Genomic DNA, 14,688 nt, shown 5'->3' with positions numbered 1-14,688 from the left:
CACTTCCTTTTAAACAAATCCCAGCATTTCGCGGGTCACAAAATCATAATCGGATTTTACCGGAGATTTTCCGGCAAAAAGACTTTTTCCAGAACGCACGGTGTTTTTCACCTCGGAAGAAGTTCGAATATACCCCTTCATCAGAGAATCTTCAAAAGACTCAATGCACTTTTGTAAAAGCTCATGACTGAAGTTCTCACGACCGTCAAACTTGGTAAAGAGAACTTTCTTTTTAAACCCAAGACCGAAGTCCGCCTTAATATCCTCAAGCTCGCTTAAGTTCTTTTGCAACCCCAAAAACGCAAACTTATCCGGGTTCACCGGCAAAATGACCTCGTCCGAAGCCACGGTCACAGCGGTATTGGTGGCGCTCAGTGCGGGGGCGGTATCAATCAAAATCAAATCGTAGCGGTGTCTGATTTTTTCTAACGGGGCCTTCACAGCCTGAGCCCAGTTGCGATTGGAGTTCAAAAGGACACGATCCAGCACTGAGTTATTCAAACTAGACGGAATCAGATCGACGTGCGGCTCAACAAAGCGAACACACTCTTCGATGTTCTTTTTCTTTTCGACCACATCCACCCACACCGGAAGACTTTCGTCCTCAACTCCCAGGGCGAAACTCAGGTTTGCCTGCTGATCCAGATCAATGAACAACACACGTGCGCCGTACATAGCCGCACGCAAACCCATGTTCAGAACTGAAGTGGTCTTGGCCACCCCACCCTTCAGCATCTGGATGGAAATCACCTTCTGAGGATATTTATAACCCTCTGCCAACAGCAGAGTGCGGACCTCTTCCGGAAGAAGCCATGGGGATTTCAATTTCTTTTGCAGAACCACTTCAGCCTTGGCCTTCACTTGATTGGGAGCCAGCTCCATGAAGGAGGCTAAATCGCTGAGAGTGATGCAAAACTCTTGTTGCGCCAAAGTGGACATGAAAGACCTCCATCAGTCCCTCAAGCGTACAAGCGAGTTTTTGCCTTGAAAACACGCAGCGCACCAACCTGACCCTTCTCGTTATCGGGGTTCGGGAGCGCCCTCCAAATGCTGGGCTTCGTAGCGCAGAAGAGAGCGCATTTCTTCGATATCAAATTTGTAGGACCAAAGTAATTGCTCTCGCATTCGCTGAATTTGCAAGCGTTGCTCGGCACTTAGAGGACGCAGGGACTCGGCCATATGGACCAAGTGCAGATCCACCTCGCGCTTAAAGTCCCCATAATCCGTGTCATCTTCCTTGTCTAAAAACTCTAGAAATTCATCAATACTGGGGTTCATAGATCACCTCACCCCTCTCATTTTGCCAAAGCCGCCAGTCCCTGCACCACTTTGCTGCCCCATATTGCCAACAATCACCCCCCGGGCTAGACTGGCTCCCCAAGACACAAATACCTCCTGAAGGAGCTCCCGTGAATCTGCCGATTTTGGCACAAAGTCCGAAATGGATTGCAATTGATAAACCCGCCGGCGTCTCTGTTCACAACGAAGCCAATGATGTTTTGCACCTTCTGCATCGCCAGCTCGGTGTCCCCTTGGACAAATTGCACCTGGTTCATCGCCTGGACAAAGAAACCAGCGGCGTCCTCTTGGTCGCCAAGGACGCCACCACCGCCGGAAAAATGGCCGAGCAGTTTCAGAACCATCTGACTGAGAAAACTTATTACGCTGTTTTGCGCGGAAGTCTGCCCTTCAGCTCCGACTGGCTGGAATGGAATCAGCCTTTAAGTGACAAAGCCGAAGGGCGAAAGAACCCCCAGGGTATGAGCAAGGATCGTGTTCCCGCACAAACCCGGTATCGCATCACCCAAGCCAATATGTACTTTTCATTGGCGGAAGTTCGCCTGCTAACCGGACGCCAGCACCAGATTCGCAAGCACTCGGCCTTGGCCAAACACGCTATTCTTGGTGACTCCCGATATGGGGATCCAAAGTACAATGAACGCATGGCGGGAATATATCAGACCTCTCGCATGTTCCTGCATGCCGCAAAATTAGTGATCACTTTTGAGGGGGCCACCTTAACTTTTGAAGCCCCCTTGCCGGAAGAGTTCTTGAGACTAGTCCACCAGTGACGTCGGCAGGGCCCTGAAGATCGCACTGAGCATTTCAGCGCCCGCCTCTGGCACCACCTTATCCACTGTGTTGCGATGGGCAACGGGCGCCACTTTCAAATTCGACGTGTAATACCCCAGAGCCATGGCATGCGGCCCATAAATCGGCACGATCAGCTCTTGCAAGCCTGTGTCCGGTGGCAACACCGAAGCCGCCGACTCCACCAGTCAGTCCATCGGCGAGGCTTCCTCCGCAAATCTGTAACTGGGGGTTTTTAAAAAGCCTTCCCACAAACTGCGATGAGTCACCCCATCCAAGCCTTCGGGCACGGCGGGCATGCTAAGCCACTTCATATTCGGGAAAAGGCGTTGAACAGTCTTTGGATCATGACCTTGCCAAGGGTCCTCAGCCAAAGAGGAAATACCCTCTTTGGTCTCGGATCGCCCCGTCACCGTCAGTGTGGTTTTTACGAACCGTGGAATCAGACCTTTGCTTTCCATCACATAGTTCGCAACAAACGACGGACGAATCACTCCAGCCAGGGACACCATCAGCTTCACTTTTTCACGTTCTTGCAACGGCAGGGATTCACCGTGATTCAGGAAGAAGGTGATAAAATCAGCGACACCTTTACTCGCGGCCACCAACACAACTTTCTTCAGCCTTGGCAAGCGCTGCGCCAGCATCCGCTTTAGCATCACGGCATTGTAATCACTGCCAAGCTCAGCATCGACCCTCAGCATTTCAGATGCAAATCCCATCCGCCGCAGTTCTTCGGCGGCCCTTTGGATCAAAGCGGCGTTCTTGCTTTTTTCCCCACCAATGCCCAACACCAGATACACCCCAATGTCTTGGCGTTGATCTAGGGGGATGGTGGCCAAAGAATCAGGATATGTTCTATGAATGTCGCGAGTGGTTTCGATAATACGCTTACGCATCTCGCCCTTGGAAGCATCCCTGTCACGAATCAGATTTACAAAGACATCGCGGGAAACCGCCAGACCATTGTGATAGGCCACGTGGCGGGCATATTTTAACAAATCCAGTTCCCCTTCGCCGGAATAGTGTGTCGGTAGCGGCGAAACGACCTTCTTGCCGCAAGCTCCTCCACTGACGAAAATGCCCCAACATTGCCTTATTTCCCAAGGAGCATCGGCTCTGACAGAAATTTTATTCCAATCTATATTCACCACATGACTGTCCCGGGCCATCAGGCGGTTGACCCGAAACTGGCGCAGAAATTTAGATTCGGCATTGTATTCCAGATGAGAAGCTTTGCTGGTCAGATAAGGCTGAAAGACCGGGGGGATTTCATGCCAGCCTGTTTCCGGTAAGTTCAGCTGGGGCATCGCTGCACTCACGGTTTGACTTAATAACATCGTCGCCATCAATGTTTTCAGATTCCAAATCTTCATACTGCTTTACCAGAAAGAGCGTCTCACAATGAGACACTCTTTGCTACCGCCTCCATAGGGCTTTTAAAACTGCGAAGACGGTGCCAGACAAAATCCTGACGGCAATCAAATGAACGAGGTTTTACTGATGAAGACTTGTTGAACGCCTTGACAGCGGGACGTTTGCAGCGCCTGTTGTTTCAACGGCGCTTGCGAACGGTGATTTATTTTTTGGTGTTACTTCCAAGCTTGCTATCAAGTTTGGACAGGAAACTTGCCACAAGATCTTCGCGTTCTTGCCCCACCACAGGGCGTGCGCCCATGGGGAACTCGGTGTAAAGCTCTTTGGGAAGCTCTAACAGGAATCGCGACGGCGCCACAGGTTTTACAACCCCATTGCGCTTGCGCTGCTGACAGCGGGACATCACCAGACGTTTCTTGGCGCGAGTCACACCGACATAGAACAGCCGGCGCTCTTCATCGATGTCCGATCCCAGATTTTTATGCGGCAGAAGGTCTTCTTCCAGGCCGGCCAGAATCACCACCGGGAACTCCAGTCCCTTCGAGGCATGCAAGGTCATCAGTTGAACTTTATTTTCCAGCTCTTCTTCGGACAGATCATCACGCAGAAGCATTGAGTCCACAAAGGACTTGATGCATTCCACATCATAAGAACGACGACCCAGATAGGAATCCAGAATACGGCCTAAAATTTCGACCACCATCCATTTTTTTTCGGCACTGGTCGGATCCGCGGCCGTCCCATAAACGTACTCGCGATAACCGATATCCTGGAAGATCTGAACCATCTTGGCCCCCGGCGAAGACCCCACCTGAAAATCCAAAATATTCTTGGGAAGATTTTCAATGAACAACATCAGGTCTTCAATCGCAGCACCGGCTTTGTCCTGCACACCTGCTTCTTGCCAGAAACGGCACGCATCAACGAAATTGATGCGTTTTTTCAAAGCAAACTCACCGAGTTTTTCGATCGTCGTGTCACCGATTCCGCGTGAAGGGACATTGATGATACGACGAAGAGACACTTCATTCGGAGCCAGGGCCTGCTTCAGGTAAGCCATCAGATCCTTGATCTCACGACGGTCAAAGATCGAAGTTCCGCCCGAAATATGGTAAGGAATGTTCGCCCGGCGCAATGAGGATTCAATCAGCCCCCCTTGCGTGTTGGAACGATAAAGCACGGCCATGTCCTTGTAGGTATGGCCCTGCCTTTGGAAATTCAAAATTTCACTGACGACGAACTCACACTCGTCCTCTTCCCGCTCCAGAATAAACAGCTCTGGCTTCTGACCAGTGTCTTCTGCGACCTGCGGACGCAGGATTTTTCCGTGACGATTCTTGTTTTTGGAAATTGCGGCGTTAGCCACGGCCAGAATTTCTGCAGAAGAACGATAGTTACGCTCCAGTTTAATCACTTCACAGGGCGTGAATTCCTGCGGGAAGTTCAGAATATTCTTCACCTCCGCCCCACGCCAGCCGTAAATGGACTGATCATCGTCACCCACCACAGCAATGTTGTTGTGGCTTTTTACAATCTGAGCAATCAAATCCATCTGCAGGCGGTTGGTGTCCTGAAACTCATCAACCATGACCTGCGTGAACATCCCCTGCACTTTCTCCAGAATGTCGGGGTTTTCTTTAAACAAGGTGATGGGCTTGATCAGAAGGCCCTCAAAATCCACCACACCCAGATGTTCCAGGCGCTTGGTGAACTTCGGCGTCAGCACTTCGACCATCTCATGGTATTCATCAAAAGCTTCCGTCTGCGGGGCCATGCCCGTACGACGATCATTGATCATGTTCAAAATCTTGTCGGCATCAAACTTATCTTTGCCGGAATTTTTGATGTCTTTGATCAGGTCTTTAACAATGGAATTGCAATCGCTTTGATCGACAATGCCAAAATACGGAGAAAGTCCCGCATGCTTGTGGAACCGACGCAGAATCTGCAATCCGAAGGAGTGAAAAGTACCGGCCCACATACCCGTGCCGGAGCTGCCCAGTTTGGCCCCCACGCGATGCTTCAGCTCGCGCGCGGCTTTGTTGGTAAAAGTCAGCACGCAGATTTCCTGAGCCTGTGCCACACGCTCGGAAATCAGTCGCCCGGTTCTGGAAACCAGAACTGTTGTCTTGCCTGAACCGGCCCCCGCCAAAATTAACAAAGGCCCGAAGTTGTGCTTCACGGCCTTTTGTTGTTCGGGGTTGAGCCCCTTAAACCAATCCATTAATTTTTATTCTTTCAAAAACTACTGACGATTGTGGATCAAAGTACGAACTTCGTCTTCAAACACAACTTCAATTTTATCAGTCAATGCATCCTTGATGAAACCCATACCGAACTTAGGATGTTGAAGCTTGGTGTTCTTTTCGAACTTGCCCTTCATATTGTAAGTCGCGGTGGCTGCGTTTTCATTCGCCATCAGCATTTCGTATTCGTTGCGGTGGCTGGATTTACGTGAACTCATTGTCTGCTCGCGCTTTTTCGCAGCGGCACCAGTCAATGGCTTGCCTGTCTTCGTCTGAGCTTTAGGAAGAGAATACGTCTTTTGAGAGCCACAGATTTCGCATTTGATTTTTGCGGAAGTCGCTGAAGTGTGAGCCAAAACAACGTGGTATCTATCAGCATCACATTTTTTACAGAACGCAAAAAAGGATTTCGCGACGGGTGGCAGGGTATTCATCGACATGGTTTCTTCCTATCTAGTATTGTTGTTTCAAACTGTAAATCATCAACTGTTCATCAAGCTTCTTCTGGGCGATCTCTCCGGCGCTGAGATAGAACGGCCCTTCGTTGCGCTCAATGCGCTGCTGGAAGCTCAACATGCTCTCTTCCTTCTTCGGATCGATAAAGGTGCCGGTCGGTCCGTAGTTTTCCAAGAACGCCAGGTCCGGTTCCTTATTGAAGAACTTTTCCCAGCACTGAGTGTTTACCTGTACACGGTAAGTAATAGTTTTAGCATGAGAATGCACCGGAGCGTAAGCCCCAATTACTTCTAAATGGCCATAATGCGAGTGCAGCTTCAAAGCCGGACTTCCCCACTGAGTCATTCCGGAGCATTGCTCCACGTTCGCGTACCAAAGCCCGAAGGCCTTGGACAGGAAACCTAGACCATAAAACTGTTCTTCCTTTGGCAACAGGGAGTTTATAGAGCACAGGTTGTGGGCCACCCACTCGCCCTTGTGCATGGTCGGGATGATGATAAACAAGGACAACGGAATCCAGTCCATGTCATCCAGGGATTCCACCTCTTTCAAGACGCCAGAGGTTTTAATGGGCGACAACGACGCTGGGAACTTCTTAGGGTCCAGCGCCTCACGCGCCGCCTTGGAAAGTGCCGATGGACGAGCGGCAAAACCCGCCACGAACCCCGGCATCACCGCACAGTCGTAAAAAACCCAACGCGGCATGGCCATGTTCGAGGGCCCGAAAGCACGCTCTTCCAGGGAGTAAATACGGTCAGCAAAGGCGAGTTCTTTGACGTCCAGAGGGTTCTTGATGACCGGAGCCTGAGTAAACCAGTTCAGACGATGCACCGACCCCGGTTGAGCGATCTGATTTTCCGGACGTACAAAGACGTAAGGTCTGATGTCATCCTGATTCATCCAGTTCGCTTTGGCCAATAGTGGGTTCATATCTCTCCAGTTCTTAAGTTGCTTCAGCTTGCGCGCCTACCGGCGCTCCAGCTCTGCCGGCGGGGCCGAGCTTCAGCTCTGTCGGCTGCCGCCGATACCTACCGGCGCTCCGGCGGGGCCGAGCTCCAGGCTCTGCCGGCGGGGCCGAGCTTCAGCTCTGCCGGCTGGCGCCGAGCATGTCCTCTGGTTTTACTATGTTATCAAACTCTTCGCCAGAAAGGAGTCCAAGATTGATGGCTTCTTCGCGCAGTGTTGTGCCGTTTTTATGGGCAGTTTTGGCAATCTTGGCGGCATTGTCGTAACCAATGTGAGGATTCAGAGCTGTTACCAGCATTAAAGACTGCTCCAGGTGCTTCTGAATTTGTTTATGGTTGGCTTCAATGCCAGAAACGCAGTGATCGGTGAAGGATTCGCAGGCGTCTGCCAGCAGGCGAATCGAGTTGAGCACATTAAACACAATCAAAGGTTTAAAGACATTCAGCTCAAAGTGCCCGGTCGCCCCACCGATGCTGACAGCCACGTGATTTCCCATCACCTGGGCACAGACCATCGTCATGGCTTCACTTTGCGTCGGATTGACCTTCCCCGGCATGATGGAGCTTCCCGGTTCATTTTCTGGCAAATGCAGCTCCCCGATGCCGCAACGAGGGCCCGAGCCCAAAAGACGAATGTCATTGGCGACCTTCATCAAAGACACGGCAGCGGAGTTCAGCGCACCACTGACCTCCACCAACGCATCATGCGAGGCCAAAGCTTCAAATTTATTTTCCGCCGAGACAAAGGGAATTCCCGTTTCTTTGGCGATCTCTGCCGCCGCTTCCACGGCAAACTTCGGATGTGTGTTCAGCCCCGTACCCACAGCGGTGCCACCCAATGCCAATTCGTACAGATGAGGCAAAGTGTTCTTCACACGCTGAATGGTGTGCTTTAGTTGCGTGGCATAGCCAGAGAACTCCTGCCCCAAGGTCAAAGGTGTTGCATCCATCAAATGCGTGCGACCGATTTTAACAATGCTTTGGAACTCTTTTTGTTTGTGTTCCAGGGCTTTATGCAGTTTTTCAAGCATCGGCAACAGGCGATGATGAATCTGCTCGCCCACGGCAATGTGCATGGCTGTGGGGAAGGTGTCGTTGGAAGACTGACCTTTATTGACGTCATCATTGGGATGCACTTCCTTGCTGGGAAGTTTCACACCCATCATGTCCATCGCCCGATTGGCGATAACTTCGTTGGCATTCATGTTCGTCTGAGTGCCAGACCCCGTCTGCCACACCACCAGCGGGAAATGAGCATCCAGCTTCCCCTGAATCACTTCGTCAGCAGCCTTCACGATCAGGTCGGCTTTTTTTGTATCTAAGATCCCCAGTTTTTGATTGGTCAAAGCAGCTGATTTCTTCAAGATCCCCAGAGCACGGATCATTTCACGCGGAAAGCGATCCCCGCCGATACGGAAATTCTGCGTGGATCTTTGAGTCTGAGCCCCCCAGAACTTGTCTGCGGGAACCTGCACCTCACCCATGGTGTCTTTTTCAATTCTAAATCCGCTGCCTGACATACCTAAACTCCTTTGCGAGCGACCTGGCCGACATGGGCCTGATCGGTGGGATAAATCACAAGTTCCTGAATGTTCACATGGGCCGGCCGCGCCGCACACCACGCGATGGTTTCTGCAATGTCCTTGGCCATCAATGGCGTCATGCCTTCGTAGACCTTGTCGGCTTTGGCCTGATCTTTCAGTCTCACCACAGAAAATTCCGTGTTCACCATGCCCGGTTCAATATTCGTCACCCGAATTCTGGTGCCGAGCAAATCCATACGAAGTCCCTCGGATAAAGCACGCACCGCAAATTTGGTGGCGCAGTACACGCCCCCGCCCGGATAGGTCCAGCGGCCCGCGACCGAGCCTAAGTTTATAATATGGCCCGAGTTCTTTTTCACCATGTGTTCCACCACTCCGCGGGTCATGAAAAGCAACCCTTTAACGTTGGTGTCGATCATGGTTTCCCAGTCATCTAATGACGCTTCCTGCATTTTTTCGACTCCGCAGGCAAGACCGGCGTTGTTCACCAGAATTTCGACCTGAGGCAGGTCCGCCGCATGCGCCTTCATGAATTCACTGACTTCAAAACGATCTGAAACATCGAAACTGGCCAGCTTCACCTGTACTGCGGGAAATGCGATCTTTAATGCCTTTTGCAGCTCTTGCAATTTTTCGTAGCGACGCCCGGTCGCCAGAATAGAAAACCCCTGCTCTGCCAAAGAGTGAGCCGTGGCCCAGCCAATGCCCGAAGTTGCCCCGGTAATAAGTGCCCATTTTGTCATAATTCACCTCACCCCCCGACGATAGCAGGCAGTGAGGTCCTTGGGTATGCCACATGGTTTTCACAACCCCGCGCGACGCGGCGCCTTAGCAAAAGTTCCGGCGTACCTCTGAGGGGGAAATTCTGATAGTTTCGCGGACTATGAAATGTCCTTGTGGTTCTGAAAAAAATTATTCTGTGTGCTGTGGTGTTTATCATTCAGGTGAGGCTTTGGCCCCAACGGCGGAAGCACTGATGCGTTCGCGCTATTCTGCTTTTGCGAAAAATCAAATGCAGTATCTTCGTGATACGACCGATCCTCAGACTTTGGATCTGATCGACGATGAGGCCAATAAAGAATGGGCAGAGCGTGCCAAGTTTCTAAAGTTGGAAATCGTCAGCGCCGAAGAAAAAGGCACCAAGGGCCTTGTTGAATTTAAAGCCTATTACAGCATCGATGATGAAGAGTACATCCATCACGAAGTCAGCACGTTCCGCAAACAGGCTGGCGAATGGTTCTTTAAGTCCGGTAAAATCAAAGGGGAAAAAACCAAATGAAGTACTGGTTGATGAAGTCAGAGCCTGACGTTTTTTCTTTGGATCAGCTTAAAAAAGACAAAACCACGTGGTGGAATGGCGTGCGCAACTATCAGGCGCGCAATTTCATGATGAAAGACATGCAAGTGGGTGATGCGGTTTTGTTCTATCACTCCAATGCCACGCCCCCCGGAGTTGCGGGGTTGGCTCGTGTTTCCAAGTTGGCAGAGCCGGATCAGGAACAATTCGATAAAAAGTCCGAATACTTTGACCCAAAAGCCACCAAGGAGAAGCCCATCTGGTACTGTGTTCAGGTCGAATACGTCGCGCACTTTAAGAACTTCGTCAGTCTGCAGGACCTGCGCGACAATGAAAAGCTTTCTGAAATGCTGGTTCTGCAAAAAGGTTCTCGCCTTTCCATTCAGCCTGTTGATAAAAAGCACTTCGATATCGTCAAAAAAATGGGCGGTAGCACGCCGTAAAATTCATTTCTTCTTTGTCGCTGCGTCGTCGCCGTACAATAAGTACGACTTCCTCCTCGCTTCGCGAATAAATGAATGTTACAGCATGCTCTTAAGGCAGGAAAATGAAGTTGTTTTTAGCTCCGATGGAAGGTGTGGTGGACTGGGTGATGCGTGATACGCTGACCCGGATTGGTGGCATTGATCAATGTGTCACTGAATTCCTGCGCGTCACCGACCGTCTGCACCCTGAAAGCGTCTTTTATAAAAACTGCCCGGAACTTAAAACGGGTTCCCGTACTCGCTGGGGCACTCCGGTCTTTGTCCAACTTCTTGGCGGTCAGGCCGAGCCTTTGGCGCTCAATGCCCAGCGGGCTGTCAAACTGGGGGCTTTGGGTGTGGATCTGAACTTTGGCTGCCCGGCAAAGACCGTCAATCGCCATGATGGAGGCGCCAGTCTTTTGAAGTCCTGCGATCGGGTTTTTGACATCGTCAAAACAGTTCGCCAGGCCGTCCCCGCAGAAGTTCCCGTCACCGCGAAAATCCGTCTGGGTTTTGACGACCCGACAAAATGTCTGGAAATTGCCCAGGCAGTTGAAGAAGCCAATGCCAGTTGGTTGACGGTTCACTGCCGCACGAAAACCGATGGCTACAAACCACCGGCGTACTGGGACTGGATTCCGAAGATCAAAGAAAAGACCAAGATCAAACTGATTGCCAATGGCGAAATCTGGAACGTCAGTGACTTTAACCGCTGTGTGGAAGTCACCCAATGCGAAGACTACATGATCGGCCGCGGGGTGATGTCCAATCCATTCATCTTCCGCCAGATCAAACAAAGTCTGCAACAAGAACCCGTCGAGGAAATGAGCTGGGAACGTGCGCGCCCCCTGCTGCCACAGTTTTTTGACGCCAGCACCTTATACATCAACGACTACTTCGCTGTTTCACGCACCAAACAGTGGCTCAAAGCGCTGTCTTTGAAAAACCCGGAAGCCAAACAAGTCTTTGACGAAATCAAAGTCCTAAAAAAGCCCTCCGAATTCAAATCAAAACTAGAATCCATCTGCCTCTAGGAAAAGGAAAAGGTGCCTGGTTGTTTTTTCTGGCTACTACGCAGCAGCCACACAAAAAACAAAACAACCTCATCGCCCCTAGCACCGAGAGCACCCCCAGCACGCAAGGACGCCGCCTGATGCGTCGTAGCCAGAAAAAACAACCAGGCACCTTTTACGGAACGGCTTGGTAGGCAGAGGCTGTGCCCTTGGCGCGGGCGTCTTCGTTGAAGCGCTTGATGGCTTCTGCGAATTTCTTTTGAATCAGAGCGCGCTCACCACTGGTGAGTTTAAGATTCTGGGCCTCACCGATCAGCAACTGAACCTGGCCCTTGTTGAGCTCTTTGGTTTTCATATCCACGCCAAACACCAGCCCCTTCAATCGTCGTGGCTCCATGCTGGTGCTCAGAGTCTGGCGCAGAATCTTTTCCACCGACTCTCCATGATTGGCCAGAGCATTACGAGCTTCGGCCACCTTCACCCCGTCAGGGATAAAGGCCATACGGAAGGAACTTCCCATTTCATCATTGGCCATGAGGTTCTTTAAGATCTTTTTCTTTTCAGCCTCGGTCAGGGGCTTCGTGGCCACGGCCACACAATCATCCCCGGAGCAGACGGACTTGAGCTTTCCAGGATCCACCGAGTCCTTTAGAACTTCCTGGAAATACTTTTTCTGAGCGTCGAATCTTTTGGTGACCGCTTTTTCACCCTTGCGCACATTTTCCAAAGCACCATTTAAGTTCTTGGAATTTGCCAAAGCCTCGGCTGTTTCCTTCAAGTTGGCAGAACCCAAGCCAATCACGTCGGCCGACAGTCCACCATTTTGCGCCTTGTTCAGATGCGCAATTTCCCGCTTGCTGACGTGAATCCCCGGCGAAAACTCGTCCACGGACTTCACATACTTTTCCATCTTCTGAACTGTACTGGTGGAAAGCTCCGAAAGACCAAAACGGTTCTTCAAGCCAGCTTTGATCTGTTCAGTGTTCCCGCCCCCTTTACGGACGATATCATAGACATCCTGATGGAAGGTGTTGCCTTGAACCATCGAGGTCTTTGCAACTTCTGAACGCAACTGCGTGCGCTGAGTTTCCAGGGACTTCAAGCTTCCCTGCAAAGCCGTTTGAACAGTGCCATTTTTGAAACTCTGAAGATCGTTGGTACTGGTTTGTCGCGAATAGCGAGCCGCTATATTGGCCTGATCCGCCGACACACCCGTTCCACCGCGGAACCAGGTTTCAGCCTTATCACCGGCTTTCAGGACGCCGGACTCGCGCAGCTTCGACGTGTATTCACTGTTGGCCTCGGCAAAGACTTTCTTCAGTTGAGAATCCAGATCCGCAGGCACCTTTCCTGAAAAGGCAAAACGCGACGACTTAAAATCGGAATACTTATCAATCACCAATCCGGGATTGGCGGCTTCAAGCTTTTCGATTTTTTTGAACAGAATCTCTTTATGATAGTTCGTAAGACCCGTGACAAGGTTCTTATCCTTCAACGTGTCGTTCAAAGTCTTCATCTGGCTGTTTTCAATGTCCAGGAACGTGATCTTAGAGTTCGTCCCCTTTTCCGCCAGGCTGATCCATTTTTCATTCTGAGCCACCGTTGTGGGTGAATAGCTCAGGTACTTTCCCGTCAGCTCGGCGCGAGTGACCTTGCTTCCTGTCGCAGCGACGGCTGTCGCCGCGTGCACTTCACGTTCGGCCTTGCTCAGACGGCTTGCCGCCACAGCGACCCGGGCTCCTTTTACAAAGTAGCCCGCCACCAAGGTCGGATCCACGACAGTTCCGATGGCATAACATTGCAATTCTTCCCGCGCGACGGCGTTGTAACAGGAGTAACGCTGATACTGTTCTTTGATCTTATCACCCACGACACTCATCAGGCTTTTCAGTTTTGAGGCCTGTTCTTTGGTGAGTTCCACCTCGTCACGAACTCTTTCTGAAATCGGGACGTAGGGTTTGGGGCGCATGCGATCCAAAGAGGCCTGATAGGCCTTCATGTCTTGAGCTTGAGTATATAAAAACACCGCTGGCATTTTCGCCAATTTTTCGTCAGTGAAGTCTCGGTAGCGGTGATCGTCTTTCACCAAGTCTCGTTTGCAGGCAATGGACTTGTCACATTCCTTTAGGAAGGCGGCCCGTTCGCGTCGGTTCTTTTTAAAGTCTTCCCAGCTATTTTCAACAAAGCCCGCCAATGAAACGGACATATCCTTCAGGGAAACACCCAGATCAATCATCGCGTTTTTATAGCCACGCAAACAAGCCTGTGCCTGTTCTCGCCCCAGATCCATCTGCTCTTGGCACTGCGCCTGAAAGCTGCATTTGCGCATCAATGGCGCCCAGGTCGGATGCTGTTTGGCCAACTGCTCACAGTTCTGAGCCTTCATTTCAAGCTGGCAGTTCCATTCCTTTTGTTGGCGGAATTTTTTCTGCTGATCGTTGCATTCGCCCTTGATTGAACACTGGGAAAGCAGGACAAGATCCATCGAGGCCTGGACAGGCCCAAACAAAATCGTGACAAAGATAAACACTAAAACACGAGCAACCAAGACATATTCCTTTTACTTCTTTTCGGAATATGGCCTCTTGGTCAAAAGGCGATCAAAAAATTCTCATCTTGAGGCGGCAAGTTTTGTATCACCCGTTAAGGCTAAAACAATTTCTGAAAAATCCAGTAGGGACTTCGCATTTTCACTATTTGCAATTTATAGGTTTTGGCAAACCACTCCATGCTTTTTTCTGAGAAAAATACGACGTGTGTCGTATCCCGGCGATAATGCCAGTCATGGAAAGCGGCTTCTCCACGGTGGGCGGAAGTCATGACTCCCAAAAGGCCCCCGGGCTTCAGAAGACGCAACATTCGCTCGATTTCCTGTCTTGGAGCGTACAAATGCTCCCACACCTCGGTGCTGGTGACCAGGTGATAGGTGCGCCGAAGTTCATCCTGATTGGGATGATAATACAAATCATAATTGTGCGTTTTAAAACCACGCTCGGATAATAGACCGGACAAAACAGGCGAAGGACCACATCCGTAATCCAAAGAGGTCAACTGCGACGGACTGATGCCTGCGGCTTTAAAGTGTTCCTCTAATCCCTGCACCAGCGGCAAGAAGAAATCACGATGACCAGCATTGTTCGTGTTTTCATGCAGATCGTAGCGCTGTTTTTCTTCTTCGGGTCCCAGCCGTTCCGAGGGTTCCATAAAGATCAAATCACACTCTGCGCAATGGAAA

General features: G+C 50.8%; 15 protein-coding genes. 4 read left to right on the top strand and 11 right to left on the bottom strand.

Annotation, left to right across the window (positions count from 1 at the left end; translation table 11 throughout):
* Positions 1-9: 9 nt before the first annotated feature.
* Positions 10-939 carry a ParA family protein gene (locus tag ACZ50P_RS05825; protein WP_464117633.1) on the bottom strand — a complete coding sequence of 310 codons (930 nt, stop codon included), beginning with the start codon at positions 937-939 and terminating at the stop codon, positions 10-12.
* 81 nt (positions 940-1,020) lie between these two features.
* Positions 1,021-1,278 (bottom strand): hypothetical protein, encoded by a 258-nt coding sequence (locus ACZ50P_RS05820; RefSeq protein ID WP_464134207.1) that lies wholly within the window; start codon positions 1,276-1,278, stop codon positions 1,021-1,023.
* A 131-nt stretch (positions 1,279-1,409) separates the two neighbouring features.
* Here ACZ50P_RS05820 and ACZ50P_RS05815 point away from each other — a divergent pair, with 131 nt between their 5' ends.
* Positions 1,410-2,072 carry an RluA family pseudouridine synthase gene (locus tag ACZ50P_RS05815; RefSeq protein WP_464134205.1) on the top strand — a complete coding sequence of 221 codons (663 nt, stop codon included), beginning with the start codon at positions 1,410-1,412 and terminating at the stop codon, positions 2,070-2,072.
* On the opposite strand, the gene ACZ50P_RS05810 is transcribed toward ACZ50P_RS05815, so the two are convergent.
* From ACZ50P_RS05810 to ACZ50P_RS05780, 7 genes are all read right to left on the bottom strand, one after another.
* Entirely contained in the window at positions 2,058-2,276 is a 219-nt protein-coding gene (locus tag ACZ50P_RS05810) for a hypothetical protein (RefSeq protein ID WP_464134203.1), read from the bottom strand. The two genes, ACZ50P_RS05815 and ACZ50P_RS05810, sit on opposite strands and share 15 nt — an antisense overlap.
* 3 nt (positions 2,277-2,279) lie before the next feature.
* Positions 2,280-3,467, bottom strand: a complete 1,188-nt coding sequence (locus tag ACZ50P_RS05805; RefSeq protein WP_464134201.1) for a hypothetical protein — start codon at positions 3,465-3,467, stop codon at positions 2,280-2,282.
* A gap of 203 nt (positions 3,468-3,670) precedes the next feature.
* A complete protein-coding gene (locus ACZ50P_RS05800) occupies positions 3,671-5,692 on the bottom strand; it encodes an ATP-dependent helicase (RefSeq protein WP_464117638.1) in 2,022 nt (673 codons plus the stop codon).
* Between the two features lie 21 nt (positions 5,693-5,713).
* Positions 5,714-6,154, bottom strand: a complete 441-nt coding sequence (locus ACZ50P_RS05795; RefSeq protein WP_464117639.1) for a hypothetical protein — start codon at positions 6,152-6,154, stop codon at positions 5,714-5,716.
* Positions 6,155-6,167: 13 nt separating this feature from the next.
* Positions 6,168-7,100 carry a hypothetical protein gene (locus ACZ50P_RS05790; RefSeq protein ID WP_464117640.1) on the bottom strand — a complete coding sequence of 311 codons (933 nt, stop codon included), beginning with the start codon at positions 7,098-7,100 and terminating at the stop codon, positions 6,168-6,170.
* Between the two features lie 151 nt (positions 7,101-7,251).
* A complete protein-coding gene (fumC, locus tag ACZ50P_RS05785) occupies positions 7,252-8,655 on the bottom strand; it encodes a class II fumarate hydratase (RefSeq protein ID WP_464134199.1) in 1,404 nt (467 codons plus the stop codon).
* Between the two features lie 2 nt (positions 8,656-8,657).
* Positions 8,658-9,425 (bottom strand): SDR family NAD(P)-dependent oxidoreductase, encoded by a 768-nt coding sequence (locus tag ACZ50P_RS05780; RefSeq protein ID WP_464135187.1) that lies wholly within the window; start codon positions 9,423-9,425, stop codon positions 8,658-8,660.
* 137 nt (positions 9,426-9,562) lie between these two features.
* On the opposite strand from ACZ50P_RS05780, the gene ACZ50P_RS05775 reads away from it, so the two are divergent.
* The 3 genes from ACZ50P_RS05775 (at position 9,563) to ACZ50P_RS05765 (ending at position 11,474) form a co-directional block, all read left to right on the top strand.
* Positions 9,563-9,958, top strand: coding sequence for a YchJ family protein (locus ACZ50P_RS05775; protein WP_464117643.1), 396 nt, complete (start codon positions 9,563-9,565; stop codon positions 9,956-9,958).
* Positions 9,955-10,419 carry an EVE domain-containing protein gene (locus ACZ50P_RS05770; protein ID WP_464134196.1) on the top strand — a complete coding sequence of 155 codons (465 nt, stop codon included), beginning with the start codon at positions 9,955-9,957 and terminating at the stop codon, positions 10,417-10,419. Before ACZ50P_RS05775 ends, ACZ50P_RS05770 begins: the two co-directional genes overlap by 4 nt.
* Before the next feature lie 104 nt (positions 10,420-10,523).
* Positions 10,524-11,474 carry a tRNA dihydrouridine synthase gene (locus ACZ50P_RS05765; RefSeq protein ID WP_464134194.1) on the top strand — a complete coding sequence of 317 codons (951 nt, stop codon included), beginning with the start codon at positions 10,524-10,526 and terminating at the stop codon, positions 11,472-11,474.
* 154 nt (positions 11,475-11,628) lie between these two features.
* Here the strand turns inward: ACZ50P_RS05765 and ACZ50P_RS05760 are convergent, their stop codons facing one another.
* On the bottom strand, positions 11,629-13,938 hold the full coding sequence (locus ACZ50P_RS05760) for a hypothetical protein (protein WP_464134191.1): 2,310 nt from the start codon (positions 13,936-13,938) through the stop codon (positions 11,629-11,631).
* A gap of 164 nt (positions 13,939-14,102) precedes the next feature.
* Entirely contained in the window at positions 14,103-14,657 is a 555-nt protein-coding gene (locus ACZ50P_RS05755) for a class I SAM-dependent methyltransferase (RefSeq protein WP_464117649.1), read from the bottom strand.
* Between the last annotated feature and the right edge of the window lie 31 nt (positions 14,658-14,688).

It is taken from the genome of Bdellovibrio sp. CKG001, assembly GCF_055397465.1.
Note: the sequence above shows the minus strand (reverse complement) of the source record. Positions and strands in the feature narration are given on the sequence as shown.

Bases quoted from the DNA above. Each gene is read 5' to 3' on its own strand.
- ACZ50P_RS05825 (WP_464117633.1), bottom strand. From the start codon at position 939: ATGTCCACTTTGGCGCAACAAGAGTTTTGCATCACTCTCAGCGATTTA.
- ACZ50P_RS05820 (WP_464134207.1), bottom strand. From the start codon at position 1,278: ATGAACCCCAGTATTGATGAATTTCTAGAGTTTTTAGACAAGGAAGAT.
- ACZ50P_RS05805 (WP_464134201.1), bottom strand. From the start codon at position 3,467: ATGAAGATTTGGAATCTGAAAACATTGATGGCGACGATGTTATTAAGT.
- ACZ50P_RS05800 (WP_464117638.1), bottom strand. From the start codon at position 5,692: ATGGATTGGTTTAAGGGGCTCAACCCCGAACAACAAAAGGCCGTGAAG.
- ACZ50P_RS05795 (WP_464117639.1), bottom strand. From the start codon at position 6,154: ATGTCGATGAATACCCTGCCACCCGTCGCGAAATCCTTTTTTGCGTTC.
- ACZ50P_RS05790 (WP_464117640.1), bottom strand. From the start codon at position 7,100: ATGAACCCACTATTGGCCAAAGCGAACTGGATGAATCAGGATGACATC.
- fumC (WP_464134199.1), bottom strand. From the start codon at position 8,655: ATGTCAGGCAGCGGATTTAGAATTGAAAAAGACACCATGGGTGAGGTG.
- ACZ50P_RS05775 (WP_464117643.1), top strand. From the start codon at position 9,563: ATGAAATGTCCTTGTGGTTCTGAAAAAAATTATTCTGTGTGCTGTGGT.
- ACZ50P_RS05770 (WP_464134196.1), top strand. From the start codon at position 9,955: ATGAAGTACTGGTTGATGAAGTCAGAGCCTGACGTTTTTTCTTTGGAT.
- ACZ50P_RS05765 (WP_464134194.1), top strand. From the start codon at position 10,524: ATGAAGTTGTTTTTAGCTCCGATGGAAGGTGTGGTGGACTGGGTGATG.
- ACZ50P_RS05760 (WP_464134191.1), bottom strand. From the start codon at position 13,938: ATGGATCTTGTCCTGCTTTCCCAGTGTTCAATCAAGGGCGAATGCAAC.
- ACZ50P_RS05755 (WP_464117649.1), bottom strand. From the start codon at position 14,657: ATGGAACCCTCGGAACGGCTGGGACCCGAAGAAGAAAAACAGCGCTAC.